Annotated in this window: 13 protein-coding genes; 5 read left to right on the top strand and 8 right to left on the bottom strand. The window is 72.0% G+C overall.

Annotation, left to right across the window (positions count from 1 at the left end; genetic code table 11):
* Positions 1-74: 74 nt before the first annotated feature.
* The 5 genes from ACWD26_RS16460 to ACWD26_RS16440 form a co-directional block, all read right to left on the bottom strand.
* A complete protein-coding gene (locus ACWD26_RS16460) occupies positions 75-1,163 on the bottom strand; it encodes an NADH-quinone oxidoreductase subunit B family protein (RefSeq protein WP_451270489.1) in 1,089 nt (362 codons plus the stop codon).
* Positions 1,164-1,301: 138 nt separating this feature from the next.
* Positions 1,302-3,008, bottom strand: coding sequence for an enoyl-CoA hydratase-related protein (locus ACWD26_RS16455; protein ID WP_451270487.1), 1,707 nt, complete (start codon positions 3,006-3,008; stop codon positions 1,302-1,304).
* Positions 3,009-3,445: 437 nt separating this feature from the next.
* Positions 3,446-3,775: a DUF6400 family protein gene (locus tag ACWD26_RS16450; protein WP_451270485.1), complete on the bottom strand. Its 330-nt coding sequence runs from the start codon at positions 3,773-3,775 to the stop codon at positions 3,446-3,448.
* 135 nt (positions 3,776-3,910) lie between these two features.
* Complete coding sequence (locus ACWD26_RS16445) at positions 3,911-4,045, bottom strand: hypothetical protein (protein WP_451270483.1); 135 nt, start codon at positions 4,043-4,045, stop codon at positions 3,911-3,913.
* On the bottom strand, positions 4,042-4,236 hold the full coding sequence (locus ACWD26_RS16440) for a hypothetical protein (RefSeq protein ID WP_451270481.1): 195 nt from the start codon (positions 4,234-4,236) through the stop codon (positions 4,042-4,044). Before ACWD26_RS16440 ends, ACWD26_RS16445 begins: the two co-directional genes overlap by 4 nt.
* Positions 4,237-4,432: 196 nt before the next feature.
* Here ACWD26_RS16440 and ACWD26_RS16435 point away from each other — a divergent pair, with 196 nt between their 5' ends.
* Together ACWD26_RS16435 and ACWD26_RS16430 are read left to right on the top strand one after the other, a co-directional pair.
* Positions 4,433-5,113 (top strand): class I SAM-dependent DNA methyltransferase, encoded by a 681-nt coding sequence (locus ACWD26_RS16435; protein WP_451270479.1) that lies wholly within the window; start codon positions 4,433-4,435, stop codon positions 5,111-5,113.
* A 353-nt stretch (positions 5,114-5,466) separates the two neighbouring features.
* Positions 5,467-7,134, top strand: coding sequence for a SpoIIE family protein phosphatase (locus ACWD26_RS16430; protein ID WP_451270583.1), 1,668 nt, complete (start codon positions 5,467-5,469; stop codon positions 7,132-7,134).
* 8 nt (positions 7,135-7,142) lie between these two features.
* On the opposite strand, the gene ACWD26_RS16425 is transcribed toward ACWD26_RS16430, so the two are convergent.
* Positions 7,143-8,717 (bottom strand): TIGR03086 family metal-binding protein, encoded by a 1,575-nt coding sequence (locus tag ACWD26_RS16425; protein WP_451270477.1) that lies wholly within the window; start codon positions 8,715-8,717, stop codon positions 7,143-7,145.
* Between the two features lie 302 nt (positions 8,718-9,019).
* Between ACWD26_RS16425 and ACWD26_RS16420 the strand changes: the two genes are divergently transcribed.
* Complete coding sequence (locus ACWD26_RS16420) at positions 9,020-9,835, top strand: SAM-dependent methyltransferase (RefSeq protein WP_451270475.1); 816 nt, start codon at positions 9,020-9,022, stop codon at positions 9,833-9,835.
* Positions 9,836-9,914: 79 nt separating this feature from the next.
* Positions 9,915-10,310, top strand: coding sequence for an Imm7 family immunity protein (locus ACWD26_RS16415; RefSeq protein ID WP_451270473.1), 396 nt, complete (start codon positions 9,915-9,917; stop codon positions 10,308-10,310).
* Positions 10,311-10,316: 6 nt separating this feature from the next.
* On the opposite strand, the gene ACWD26_RS16410 is transcribed toward ACWD26_RS16415, so the two are convergent.
* Positions 10,317-11,009 carry a DUF5701 family protein gene (locus tag ACWD26_RS16410; RefSeq protein ID WP_451270471.1) on the bottom strand — a complete coding sequence of 231 codons (693 nt, stop codon included), beginning with the start codon at positions 11,007-11,009 and terminating at the stop codon, positions 10,317-10,319.
* 239 nt (positions 11,010-11,248) lie between these two features.
* Complete coding sequence (locus ACWD26_RS16405) at positions 11,249-12,466, bottom strand: acyl-CoA dehydrogenase family protein (protein WP_451270469.1); 1,218 nt, start codon at positions 12,464-12,466, stop codon at positions 11,249-11,251.
* Positions 12,467-12,586: 120 nt separating this feature from the next.
* Between ACWD26_RS16405 and ACWD26_RS16400 the strand changes: the two genes are divergently transcribed.
* Complete coding sequence (locus ACWD26_RS16400; RefSeq protein ID WP_451270467.1) at positions 12,587-13,423, top strand: enoyl-CoA hydratase/isomerase family protein; 837 nt, start codon at positions 12,587-12,589, stop codon at positions 13,421-13,423.
* Positions 13,424-13,442: the final 19 nt, after the last annotated feature.

The following is a 13,442-nucleotide window of genomic DNA, read 5'->3' as shown; positions in this document are numbered from 1 at the left end:
CCGTGCCCTTCGTTGCGCGGTCGGGTCCTGTGGGGGTGCACGAAGCGGGGTGGGGGATTACGTGTGGCGGATGCTCACCACGGCGGCCGGTACCCGGTGGTGATCTTGTCTCCGGTGCGGCGCCACTTGGGCTCCTTGTCCACGGTCTTGGCGGTGATCGACCGGAGCTTGCGGACCACGGCGCCGTAGGCGCCGCTGGCGTTGCTCGACACCTTGGCGCCGGGGGGCTCGTCCATGAACGGCATGAACTTGTCGGGGAACCCGGGCATGGTGCAGGCGATGCAGATCCCGCCGACGTTGGGGCAGCCGCCGATCCCGTTCATCCAGCCGCGCTTGGGCACGTTGCACTTGACGACCGGGCCCCAGCAGCCGAGTTTGACCAGGCAGGTCGGCGAGTCGTACGACAGGGCGAACTGGCCCTGCTCGTAGTAGCCGGCGCGGTCGCAGCCCTCGTGCACGGTGGCCCCGAACAGCCAGGTGGGACGCAGCTTGTCGTCCAGCGGGATCATCGGGGCGGCGCCGGCCGCCTGGTAGAGCAGATAGGTGAGCGTCTCGGCGAAGTTGTCGGGCTGGATCGGGCAGCCGGGAACGCACACGATGGGGATTCCGGCGTGGGACTTCCAGTCCCAGCCGAGGTAGTCCGGCACGCCCATCGCGCCGGTCGGGTTGCCCGCCATGGCGTGGATGCCGCCATAGGTGGCGCAGGTGCCGATGGCGACGACCGCGAGCGCCTTCGGGGCGAGCCGGTCGATCCACTCGCTGGTGGTGATCGGCTGGCCGGTCTCCGGGTTGTCGCCGAAGCCGCACCAGTAGCCCTCGGGCTTGATCGCCTCGTTGGGGATGGAACCCTCGACGACCAGCACGAACGGGTCGATCTCGCCCCGCTCCCCTTTGAAGAACCACTCGATGAACGTGTCCGAGCCGCCGATCGGGCCGCACTCGAAGTCGATGAGCGGCCAGTGCACGGCGACCTTCGGAAGCCCAGGCAGCACACCGAGCACGATCTCCTCGATGCTGGGCTGCATGGCCGCCGTCAACGCGACCGAGTCACCGTCGCAGCTCAGCCCCGCGTTGATCCAGAGGATGTGGATCGTGGGTGTCTCGTCGGCGGGCGCGCCGCCCGCGTCCGCCACGTCCACCGTGCCCGGCGTCGCCTCAGTCATGGGACCGCCTCCTGGGGAGGTAAGGGATGAAGGCCTGCATTTCGACCGTCGCTCTTCTTCGTATCAGCGGTGCGGCCGTGACGAGACGCCATCAAGGGCCGTTCCGGTGACATCGCCCGCGGAGCGGATCTCGCCGGTTCACGCAACCGGAGCCGGAGAGAGATGCGGCGGGGTGTGCGGTGGCCGTTCCTTGTGGACGAAGGAACGGCGCAGGGCGTGGTACGGGGCGTTCGGGTCGTCGAAGGTCCGGCGCATCCGGGCGAGCTCCCGCTGACGGAAGCCGGCCAGCGGGGTCGTGCTCTCCAGGCGGTCCAGCTCCGTCTTCTTCGCGGCGATCCGGGAGGCCGTCGCCGGGAGTGAGCCCAGACGCGCCGCCAGGACGGCGACCTCCCCCGCGAACTCGTCCGGACCGCGGTCGACCACCCGGTCGACGAGTCCGAGGCGCAGTGCGCTCGCCGAGCTGACGGGCAGGGCCTCACGCATCAGCCGTTCGGCGGTGGAGGGGCCCACCCTGCGCGGCAGGGTGTACGTCCAGTACTCGGAGCCGTACAGGCCCATCAGCCGGTAGTGGGGGTTGAGCACGGCGCCCGAGCGGCACCAGACCTCGTCGGCCGCCAGGGCGAGCATGACCCCGCCGGCCGCGGCGTTGCCCGCGACCGCCGAGACCACCAGCCGGTCCGTCGTCGTCAGGACCGCCTCGACCAGGTCGTCGATGGCGTTGATGTTCGCCCAGGACTCGGCGGCGGGGTCGGCGGCGGCCTCGATGACGTTGAGGTGGATCCCGTTGGAGAAGAAGTCCCGTTCGCCGCCCAGCACCAGCACGGACGTGGGCCGCGTACACGCTTCCCGGTAGGCGTCCCGCAGACGCCGGCACTGCTCCGTGCTCATGGCGCCGCCGGGGAAGGAGAACGAGAGGAAGCCCGTGTTCCCGTCCTCGCGGTAGCGGATGTCCGACCATGTGCCGCGCGACACCTCGGGCAACCGGGCCGGGGTGTGCTCGGGCAGCGGCGGCAGCCGGTCGCCGAGGGCCTGTACGGCGGGCAGCTTGAAGGTGGGCGGTCCCCCGGGCCCGCGCCGGGGCCGCAGTTCCGGGATCCACACGGCGCCGTCCCTGGTGGCCCGGCAGACCGCCCCGGCCCGGGTGGCCAGCAGTTCGCCCGGCCGGCCGCGCAGCACGCTCTCGGGGTGACCGCCGTGCAGATACCACTCACCGCCGAGCAGCACGTCCAGCACACCCGGCTGCGAGTCCGCCGCCCTCAGCTTGCGCAGGACGACCTGGGTGGAGTCCTCGGCCCAGTCGATCCGCCGGACGCTCTGGTCGAGGTAGGGACGTGCGCGCGGGCGGACGTCGCTCGGGCGAGCGTCGTCCTGCTCGCGCGGTACGTAGGTGCCCCCGGCGAAGCGCTCCACCGCGAGCATCAGGGCCTCGATCGCGGCGTCGGCGATCTCGCCCCGGTACAGCTCGCTCTTGGAGACCTGCGGGACCGGACACGGTACGGAGGCCCACACGTCACCGGCGTCCATCTCCCCGTCGGCCTGCAGGACGGTGACGCCCCACTGGTCGACGCCCTCGTGGATCGCCCAGTCCAGGGAGGACGGCCCCCGGTCGCCCACCGGTCCCGGATGGACGACGAGGCACGTGTGCGCCGCCCACACCTCTTCGGGGATCGCCGTCTTCAGCATCGGCGCGACGATCAGCCGCGGTGCGTGGCGGCGCACGGCCTCCGGCAGTGAGCTGCCCGGCAGAGCGAGTTCCACGGTTACGGTGTGGCCGCGGTCGCGCAGTTCGGCGTGGGTGCGCTGGGTGAGGCTGTTGAACGCGCTGGCCAGGATCAGGATGTGCACGGCTGCCTCCGGGCGGACGAACGGCAGGCAGCGAGGGCCGCCGACCGCGATCCTCGGCCACGGTGGCGCCGCCGTCCCCGGCGACAGACGCCCGGGTCATCCGAAAGCGGGCGCCGCTCCGCCGTCCGGCCTCACCGGTGAACGTGCGCGGCAGCGCCGTCGACGCGGCTCACCTGGTCGGCCGTGGTGAACGATCAGCGTCGCCGCAGGCCGCTGGTGATGCGCTCCCACGGGGAGCGGTGGCGCCGAAGTGGGTTTCGTGGGTCCAGATGTGCGTGCACGAGCTGCACTGCAGATGGAGGAGGCTGCCGACGTTGGAGAGCAGATAGCGCCAGTGCTCGGAGCAGGTACGCCCCTGCTCACAGGTGGCACACCCGCGTCGGTCGTCGCAGTTCGGGCAGGCCACCCAGGCGCGACGCCCGACGTCGGCCTGGGGGTCAAGCGGCAGCATGGCCGTCCCCTCTCCTCGGCAGGACACCGGCCTCGACCAGCTGGTCGTACACGCGCTGCTGCTCCGCGTCGAGACCGGAGTACAGCAGCTCGTACGCCGCTTCCTCGCCGCGCAGTGCGGCGAGCGGGTCCCAGTCGGAGCCGAGAGCGGCCAGGACATGGGCGCGCCGGAGCATCTCGTGCGAGCTCAGGTCGACGTCCAGGTCGACCGTCGGGAGGGCGTCGGATCGGTCCGCAGCAGACCTGGTCTCCGGAGCGGGTTCGTCCGGAGCGGGTTCGTCCGGTTCGCCAGGTAGGGCGCGGCCATGGGGGGACATGCGACCGAACGTAGGTAAGCGTCCGTCGCCCCGGCAAGAGCAGGTGGGAGATCTCACAACCGGCCCGTGACCTGGGAGCGTCCGGCGACGGGACCGGCCCTTGTGCTCCCGGACGGGCCGGCCGTCTGTGCGGGCTCAGGTTTCCTTGGCGTGGGTGAGCAGGTCGGCCCGGGTGCGCCGCAGGGCGACGGCGAGGGCTCCGCGCAGGGGGGCCGCCTCGCCCAGGGCGCCGGACTCGATGGGCGGGGGCAGGGGAGCGAGAGCGTTCACCGCCGCGCGGACGGGTTCGAGCAGGGCGGGGTGGCTGCCGATGGGGCCGCCGAGGAGGACCAGTCGGGGTCGACGACGGCGCAGACGGTGGCGATCGCCTCGCCGATGGTGCGGCCCTCCTCCTCGACGACGGTCCGGGCCTGATCGTCGCCCTCCTCGGCGCGCAGGAGGATCTCGCGGGCGACGGTCACGGAATCCGGGCCGCCGGTCGTCGACTGCCGCGCGCGGAACCCGGCCGCCGTGGCGGGCCTGGCCGCCGGGAGGCTGGGAGCTGACGCTCAAGAGGCAAGCACCCGCAGCGGGGCTGTCGTGATCAGCGCATCCGAACCACACCCAATTCTGTATAACTGTGAAAAAATTACGCATCAGGACCGAAGGAGAATCCTCGTGAGCAACCCTGCCGACGAGCTCGGTTACGGGAACCTGTGGCTCGACCGCACAGGCCAGGCCGAGGCCTTCGACACCATCGGCGACCGCTACGACGAGGCGTTCCCGCACAAGGAAGGACAGGTCGCGTCCGCCGAGTGGCTGATCGAGTCCCTGCCGCCCGCATCCCGTGTACTGGACCTGGGATGCGGCACCGGGCTGCCGACCGCACGCCGACTGGCCCAGGCCGGCCTGCGGGTCGTCGGCGTCGACCTGTCGGGCAGGATGGTCGCGCTCGCCCAGCAGTACGTCCCCACCGGGGTGTTCCACCAGGCGGACATCGCGGATCTGCGTCCCGGAGGTCCCCGGGACCTCGGCCGCTTCGACGCGGTGACGGCCTTCTTCTCGCTGCTCATGCTGCCGCGCGCCGAGATTCCCCTGGCGCTGCGGACCGTCCACCACCTGCTGACGCCGGACGGCCTGTTCGCGCTGTCGATGGTGGAGGCCGACGTGGACGACTTCTCGATCCCGTTCATCGGAACGACCATCCGGGTGTCCGGCTACCTCCGGGACGAGCTGCGTGAGGTCGTCGAGGCGGCGGGCTTCGAGATCGTCGAGGAGTCCTCGTACTCGTACGCTCCGGCGACCGCGGACGTCCCGCCCGAGGTACAGATCTTCCTGCGCTGCAGACGGCGCGCCTGACGACCCCTGATCCGCCCGCCCCCGGGCGGGCCCACACGGCCGGAAGGACACGCGTGACCGAGCACCTCGGAGCCGATGGCGGCACCGGCGGGCAGGCGGCCGGCGCACCCGAGGCCGCTGCCCGCAGGCGTCGACCGCGGCGTCCGGCTCCCTCACCCGGGTCCGGCGACCGCGCCGACGCGGCACGCACGCGGTCGGAGGAGCCCGGCTCCGAGGAGGGCGGCCGAGTGAGGGGCCTGGCGGCCCCGGACACTCCCGCCGGACACCCGAGGGGCGCTCGGCCCGAGGTCACCGAGCCGCAGACCGACAGGCTCCGCTACCTCGACGCGGCGACCCGGCAGATCGCCCGCGGCATGAACCTCGACGAGACACTGCGGGAACTGTGCCGGGCGGCCGTGCCGGCATTCGCCGATGTGGCGCTCGTTCATCTGTACGCCCCGCTTCCGGTCGGCGACGAGATCGTCGACTCCCCCGGCGTCCTCGAACTCGCCGAGCGCACCGACGCTCCGTACACCGCGGACCGCGCACCGCTGCGGGAGGCGGCCACCCGCGGTGCCGAGCCGCCTGCACCGGCTGCCGGCACCGTCCGGGCGGCAGAGGTCGTACGCCTGGCTCCCACCGGGCCGCTGGCCAGGCTGCTGCGGGCCGGGCGGCCGGTGTTCGGGGACGTTCCAGGCGTTCGTCCCGTGGTGGCCGAGTTGCTGGGTGCGGCGGACTCCCCCGACGCGGTGCCGCCCGGACGACGGCTGATCCTCGCTCCGCTCCACGGCCGCAGCCATGCCATGGGCAGCGTCGTCCTCGTCCGCGGCACCGGCCGGGCGGAGTTCACCGGCGACGACCTGCTGGTCGCCTCCCAACTCGCCACCCACACCGCGCTCGGGATCCACAAGGCGGTGCTGTACACGCGCGAGGCATCCGTCGCGGACACGCTCCAGCGCACCATGCTTCCGCCGTCACTGCCCGAGCCGGCCGGAGTCCTGCTGGCCAGCCGCTATCTGCCGTCCTCGCGGACCGCGCAGGTCGGCGGCGACTGGTACGACGCGATCCCGCTGCCCGGCAACCGTGTCGCCCTCGTCATCGGCGACGTGATGGGCCATTCCATGACCTCGGCCGCGATCATGGGCCAGTTGCGCACCATCGTGCAGACCCTGGCCGGGCTCGACCTGCCGCCGGACGAAGTCCTGCACCACCTCGACGAGCAGGCGGAGCGGCTGGGCAGCGAGCACACGGCGACCTGTCTGTACGCCATGTACGACCCCGTGCTGCACCGGTTGCTGGTGTCCAACGCCGGCCATCTGCCGCCGGTTCTCCTGCGACCCGACGGCGGTACGGAGGTCCTGCCGGTCCCGCCCGGCGCGCCGATCGGCGTGGGCGGCGGTGGATTCAAGTCCACCGAGATGCACGCGCCGACCGGAGCGACCCTGCTGCTGTACACCGACGGTCTGGTCGAGTCCCGCGACTCGGACGTGCTGACCGGGGTGGACCGGCTGCGCGCACGGCTGCGGGCAGCCGCCACCGGGTCCGTGCCCCCGGCGCTGGAGGAGCTGTGCGATCGGGCGCTCGGCACTCTGGGTGCGGGGGACCGGGACGACGACATCGCGTTGCTCGCCGCCCGGTTCGAGGGCATCCTGCCGGAGACCGTCGCCTACTGGTACATGGCTCCTCGTCCGCAGACCGCGCGGCAGGCCCGTCGGCTGACCCGCAGGACACTGCGCGACTGGGGTCTCGACTCCCTGGTGGAGTCCACCGAGCTCATGGTCAGCGAGGTCGTGGCGAACGCCGTCCGCTTCGCCTCCCGGCCGATCACCCTGCGGCTGCTCTGCACGGATGTGCTGCGCTGCGAGGTGGGCGACGACTCGTCACTGGTGCCGAGGATGCGGCACGCCCGGCTGAGCGACGAGGGCGGCCGGGGACTCTTCCTGGTGGACCAGTTGTCACTGCGCTGGGGGGCGACACGGGTGAGCACGGGCAAGGTGGTCTGGTTCGAACAGCCCCTGACCGCCGGCCAGGACGTCGGCTGAGCCGGACTTCAGGTGGCCGTGCGGCCCAGGTAGGCGGCCAGGCGGTCGAGCGGGGTGGCGTTCTCGGGGGCCAGCCTCGGTGGGGCGAAGGATCCGGCAGGGGGGCGGGGCAGGTCGGCGTAGATCTCCCGTACGACGCTCAGGGCCGGCTCGGCGAGGTGGTGGACGGTGTCGTAGGGGTGTCCGGTGGCCTTGGCCAGGTCCCAGCCGTGGACCAGCATCTCGATCACCAGCTGCTCGACGAGCCGTCGTCCGGGTGCGGGCCCGTAGCGCCGCTCGAGCATCCCCGGGCGGGCGAAGGCGGTCCGTGCCGCCCGGGACGCGGTGCGGAACGCCGCGATGTGGTCGTCTCCGATGTGGTCGGCGGTGAAGTCGGCGCGGGGGGTTCCGTCGGCCAGGCCGGCCCACAGCAGGTTCTCCCACACCAGGTGGTCGAGGAGGGTGCGTACGTTCCAGTCGGCGCAGGGCGTCGGCCGGTCGAACTGGCCCGGCTCCACCGCGAGGACCAGCGTGTCGACGGCGTCCAGGACTTGTTCGCAGGCGTGGAGCACGCCGAGGGGTTCCCAGGCGTCCGGTCCGGCGTCGTACAGCTCGGCGAGTCGCGCGGCCCGCGCACCGGGTTCGGGGTGCGCCCGCAGTGCCGTGGTCAGCCAGCGGCCGGCTGCCGCCATGGAGGGCCGCACGGGCCGGCCGTTGATGACGCACAGCAGGTGCCAGTAGCGCTCCAGGTGGGTGTCGGAGGCGACTTCGAGCTGTTCGAGGAGCAGGGCTCTGGCCGGGGCACCGTCGGCGAGCCTCTCGCCGTCCGCAGTGGGCTGTGTGGGGAGCCATGTCGCGACGACGGCGGTGACGACGGGGTCGGCCGCAGGTGAGTCCGGGGCGATCCCCCGCTCCATCGCCGTGTCCACGCGCCGCAGCCAGTCGTCGGTCACCCGCTCCGCGTCCCGCAGCGCGCTGTCGTCGTGCTCGCCCGGATGGTGTTCGGCGGCATAGTGGGCCATGCGGCGAAGGCCGTCGCGCAGAGCCGGGGTCCTGACGAGTTCGCCCAGTTCGAGCCAGGCGTCGACCTGTTCGTCGGTGGGGTCGGCGGGAAGGTCCGGGGTGGCGGCCAGCAGGCCCCGTCGATAGGTGGGGACGTCCAGTTCGCCCAGGGTGTCGGTGACGAAGTCCTGGATGACGGCACGGCGTTCGGCGGCGGACATGCGCGCCAGTTCGGTCATGGTGGTGAGCCCCTCGGCAGTGGTGTCGCGGCGGGTGACGGAGCGCAGCACGGCCTGCTGTGTCCGCAGCAGGCGGATCTGTGTCTCCAGCGCGTCGATGTGGGTCGCGGCCACCTCCGACAGGGTGTCCTCGCGCTCCAGTACGTCCCGGATCGTCGCCAGTCCCAGACCCAGCCCTCGCAGTGTCCGCGCCAGGTGGAGACGGGCCAGGGCTTCGGTGCCGTACCGGCGGTAGCCGGCCGGGGTGCGGTGTGCCGGGTGGATGAGGCCGATGTCGGACCAGTGCCGGATGAGCTTCACCGACAGCCCGGTCTTCCGCGCGACCTCTCCGATGCTCCAGAACGTGTTGTCACCGACGTGCATACGCCCCACCCTCGGGTCTCCCACGGAGGGAGAGTCAACCGGTGCCACCGTCTCACGGCGTCCGTCCGTCGCGGCCGGGGCGGCGCGGTCTACGCGGGCGGCGCGGGCGGCGGCGAGCCGGTGTGGCCGTCGGTGCGGACGCTCTCGGTCCGGGTGCTCGGCCGTCGGAACCGATCTCGCTCGGCCGAAACCGCGGACGTGAGGGGAGCGGCGGCGACACAATGACGCCACGTCACGCCACAGCGGGGGGCCTCAACCGCCCGCCACCATCGGATCCTTGGGCGTGTCGAGGAGAGGAAGACGTGAGCGAGAACCAGGCCGCCGGCACCCCGCAGAAGCGACCCGACACCGGCACGGCGCACAACGCCCGTGTCTGGAACTACTGGCAGGGCGGCAAGGACCACTACGAGGTCGACCAGCAGGTCGGTGATCACGTCGCGGGGATGATTCCCGTCATCCGCGACATCGCCTTCGCCGACCGGCAGTTCCTGATCCGCGCGGTGCGTCACCTGGCCGGGGAGCGAGGGATACGTCAGTTCCTCGACATCGGCACCGGCCTGCCCGCGCTGGAGAACACCCACGAGATCGCCCAGCGCGTCGCGCCCTCGTCGAGGATCGTGTACGTCGACAACGACCCTGTCGTTCTGGCGCACGCCCGGGCCCGGCTGACCAGTTCCGAGGAGGGCGCCACGGCCTACATCGACGCCGATGCGCACGACCCCGACACGATCCTGCGCATCGCCGGCCAGACCCTCGACTACACCGAGCCCGTCGCGTTGATGCTGCTCGGCATCCTCAACTTCGTCCTCGACGACACGGAGGCGCGGGCCATCGCGCGTCGGCTTCTGGAGCCGCTCGCCCCCGGTAGTTTCCTCGTGCTGACCCACCCCACCACCGAGCCCGAACTCGGCGGTGACCTCCAACTGGAGGCCATGGAATTCTGGAACGCCAACGCCACACCGCCGGTCACCGCACGCAGCGGCAAGCAGATCAGCCGGTACTTCGACGGCCTCACCCTGCTGGAGCCCGGCCTCGTTTCGTGCTCCCTGTGGCGCCCCGGCCCAGGGGACGAGCCCACGGTCGTACCTCAGTTGGGGGCGGTGGCGCGGAAGAACTGACGCCGCCGCACGGGGGCGGGGCGACGGGGCGACGGGCGGTCAGCGAGGGGGCGTCGGGTGAGCGGTCTAGGATCGCGCCGTGTTCGAGTACCACGGCTGGATCACGGTCAGGCAGAGCGCGGTCGACGACGACGATGACGTCCGGCTGCGGCAGATCGTCGATGACCTTCGGCTGCGCATCGCCCGGATGGACAGCCCCTATCTCCTTGACCTCCGGTGGATGAACGGTGAGCCGTTCATCCACCTGGGAGGCCACTCCAACCACCGCTCATCGCCCGATGCCACCGCTCTGTTCGAGCATGTGGCCGCGGTCGCTCCCGGCTCCTACGGGCTCCTCCACGTCCGCGACGACGAGGACCCGGGCCATGAGAACGAGGTACGCGTCCTCAGACTGGTCCGGGGAACCGTCACGCACCATACGGAGCCGCTGCTGTCACCATGCGTCCCGGCGCTGGAGGACCCCTTCGCCCCCTGACGCCCGTTAGGTCGTGGGCCTGGGGGCGCTGCGGCTCGTCGCGGAGGCGAAGCCCAGCCAGGTGTGCCGGTTGCCCCACCAGCACCAGCCGACCTTGGGTGCGTCGCGGCGTTCGCGGCCGTCCCGCCCGGTGCCGTTGCTGATCCAGATCGCCGGGGTGCGGGCGTCCAGGGTGCCGTTCTCCTTGCGCAGCCGGGAACCGATGGTCATGAAGCAGTGGTTGCGCTCGAGGACGGGCGGCTGTTGGAGCACCCAGTGGATGCCCTCGGTGAGCAGCAGCGGGGTGCGCCCTTCCTCGGTGAGGGCGGGCAGTGCCTCCTCCGGGCTCCAGTTCGCCATGTGGTCACCGCGGTCGAGGCCGGTGACCAGGTAGAGAGGGGCGTCAGGCAGTTCGATGGCGCAGGGGGCGAAGCGGTCGACGTCGGGCATGTCGGTGACGACGAAACCCGGCTTGTCGTCGCGGCGGAGGAGCGGCGCGAGGGCCGAGGCGGGGGCAAGGCGGGGGTGCACCGCGAGCAGAGGACCGTCGCCGCCCGCGGATGTCTCGGCGGCCTCGGATGCCTCGGCGAAGGTGCGCAGCTCGTCGGCGGGCAGTCCGGCGAGCTCGTGCACGCCCAGTCCGATCAGTCGCTCGGCCTGCGCGCTCAGGGTCGGAGGTGCGGGGAGGGCTGTGGCGGTGACGGGCGTGGTTTCGGGCACGATGCTCCCAGAGAAGGCGACGAAAACGGGCTCACGGATAACGAGGCGGCCCGCCGTGACGTTCCCGGGCGTGATCATCAGCGGTTCGGTCGCGGAGGCGGATCGCCGGCGGGTGAGGCCCGAAACGTCTCCGATCTCCGACGGGAGGGGCCCGGAACGTCTCCGATCTCCGACGGGAGGGATCCTGCACGTCTCCGATCCCCGGCGGGAGGGGCCCGTCTTCGACGTCTACGCCGGGATCAGCCGTCGGCGGCGCCCGGGCGCGGCTGTCGGTAGGGCCGTACCGCGCGGCGCGCTATGGCGAAGCGGTGCGTCTCGGACGGGCCGTCGTAGATCCGGAACGGCCGCACCTCCCTGAGGAGACGGGCCAGCGGGGCGTCGGCGGCCGAGATGCCGAGTGCTCCGCAGATCTGCACCGCACGGTCGACCACCCGGTTCACCGCCTCCGCCACGAAGGTCTTGGACACCGAGGTGAGCTGCGAGGCCGCGGCGGAGCCGGTGTCCAACTCCCAGGCGGTACGCAGGATCAGGGCGCGGCTCGCCTCGATGTCGATCTCGGAGTCGGCCAGCATCTGCTGGACCATGCCGAGGTCACCCAGCGCCGAGCCGAACGCCGTCCGACTGCCCGCCCGCTCCAGCGCGACGTCCTGGGCCCGGCGGGCGGCTCCCAGCCAGCGCATGCAGTGGGTCATCCGGGCGGGACCGAGCCGGACCTGGGCGCCTTCGAAACCGCGGTCCACCGCGCCGAGCACCTGCTCCTCCCCCACCACGCACTCCTCGAAGACGATCTCGCTGTGCCCGGCGAAGAGCGACTCGTCCAGCGTCTCGATGTTCCGGACGAGGCGCATACCGGGAGTGCCGGCGTCGACCAGGAACATGGTCGCGCCGCCCGGGTCGCCTGGGCTGCCGGAGGTCCGGGCCATGACGATGGCGAAGCCGGCTCCATGGGCGCCGGTGATGAACCACTTGCGTCCGTCGATGCGCCAGCCGCCGGGAACGCGGGTCGCGGTGGTCCGCAGCGAGCGGGGGTCGGCGCCCGCTCCCGGAGCCGGTTCGGTCATGGCGAAGCATGAGCGGGTCTCCCCCGCGGCGAGCGGACGCAGATACCTCCGCTTCTGCTCTTCCGTGGCCACCTTCTCCAGCAGGTGCATGTTGCCCTCGTCCGGGGCCGCGCAGTTCAGCGCCAGCGGTCCGAGCAGCGAGTAGCCCGCCGCTTCGAAGACGCCCGCCTGTCCGCGCAGGTCGAGCCCGTGTCCGCCCCACCGCGTCGGTACGTGGGGTGCGAACACACCCGCGTCGCGGGCGGCTTTCTGCAGGGTTTCGCGCAGTGCCTCGGGGGCGTCGTGCACGGACCCGCCGCACTCGCGCTCGGCCGGGATGACCACCTCGCGCACGAATTCGGCGGTGGTCGCGGCGAGTTGGGCGACAGTCGGATCGACATCGAACTGGATGGGCACGGGACCTCCCGCCGAAGGGCGTACGGGCGTCGGTACCCGTCGCATCCTAGAAACTGTATAGCGTCTTCAGTATCTTGCCGGGAAGCACCCGGCGACAGGAAGACGACAGGAGAAACACCCATGAGCCTCCCCGCGCGCACCGAACCGGTCCGGATCGTCCGCAACCCGGACGGCGTCGTGGAGCTGAGGCTGGACGACGCCGAGCGGGGAAACGCCCTCGATCTCAGGACTGCCGAGGCACTGCGGGACACGGCCTCCGAGGTGGCCGCGGACCCGGGCGGCGCGGTCCTGCTACGGGCGGCGGGCGGCAGCTTCTGCGTGGGGGGTGACCTGCGCGCCTTCGCCGGTCGCGGTGCGGAGACCGGCGCGTATGTGCACGCCGTGGCGAGCGCCGCGCACTCCGCGATACAGGCCCTGCACGGACTGCCGGTGCCGTTGGTGACCGCCGTGCGCGGCGCGGCCGCGGGCGGCGGGATCGGTCTCGCCCTCGTCGGCGACATCGTCCTGGCGGCCCGGTCCGCGCGGTTCCGGCTGGCGTACACGGCGATCGGGCTCACACCGGACTGCGGGGCGTCATGGTTCCTGCCGCGCCTGGTGGGCCCGCGCAGGGCGGCGGACCTGATCCTGACCAATCGGGTCCTGACCGGCGACGACGCCGAACGGTGGGGCCTGGTCTCCCGGTCGGTGGGTGACGAGGAACTGGACGCCGTCGCGCATCGGACCGCGGCCGATCTGGCCGCCGGCGCCGGTGACGCGCTGCGCGCCGCGAAGGGCCTGCTGGGCGTCGGAGACGGCAACGATCTGCGCCGCCACCTCGCTGAAGAGGCGCGGTCGATCGCCGCCCTGGCGGACGGCCGGGAGGCACAGGAGCGCATGGCGTCGTTCCTCGCCGCGCGGGGCCGCCCGGAGGCGGGCGACGGCCGGGCCGAGGCCAGACGATCGGAAAGTGTTTCTTGAGTCCCTCTTCACTAACCAG

Source organism: Streptomyces sp. NPDC002787, assembly GCF_053592095.1.
The sequence above is the reverse complement of the archived record's forward strand: the minus strand, read 5'-3'. Positions and strand labels throughout refer to the sequence as shown.

Excerpts from the sequence above, each read along its gene's own strand:
- ACWD26_RS16460 (WP_451270489.1), bottom strand. The coding sequence starts at position 1,163 with ATGACTGAGGCGACGCCGGGCACGGTGGACGTGGCGGACGCGGGCGGC.
- ACWD26_RS16450 (WP_451270485.1), bottom strand. The coding sequence starts at position 3,775 with ATGTCCCCCCATGGCCGCGCCCTACCTGGCGAACCGGACGAACCCGCT.
- ACWD26_RS16430 (WP_451270583.1), top strand. The coding sequence starts at position 5,467 with ATGAACCTCGACGAGACACTGCGGGAACTGTGCCGGGCGGCCGTGCCG.
- ACWD26_RS16425 (WP_451270477.1), bottom strand. The coding sequence starts at position 8,717 with ATGCACGTCGGTGACAACACGTTCTGGAGCATCGGAGAGGTCGCGCGG.
- ACWD26_RS16400 (WP_451270467.1), top strand. The coding sequence starts at position 12,587 with ATGAGCCTCCCCGCGCGCACCGAACCGGTCCGGATCGTCCGCAACCCG.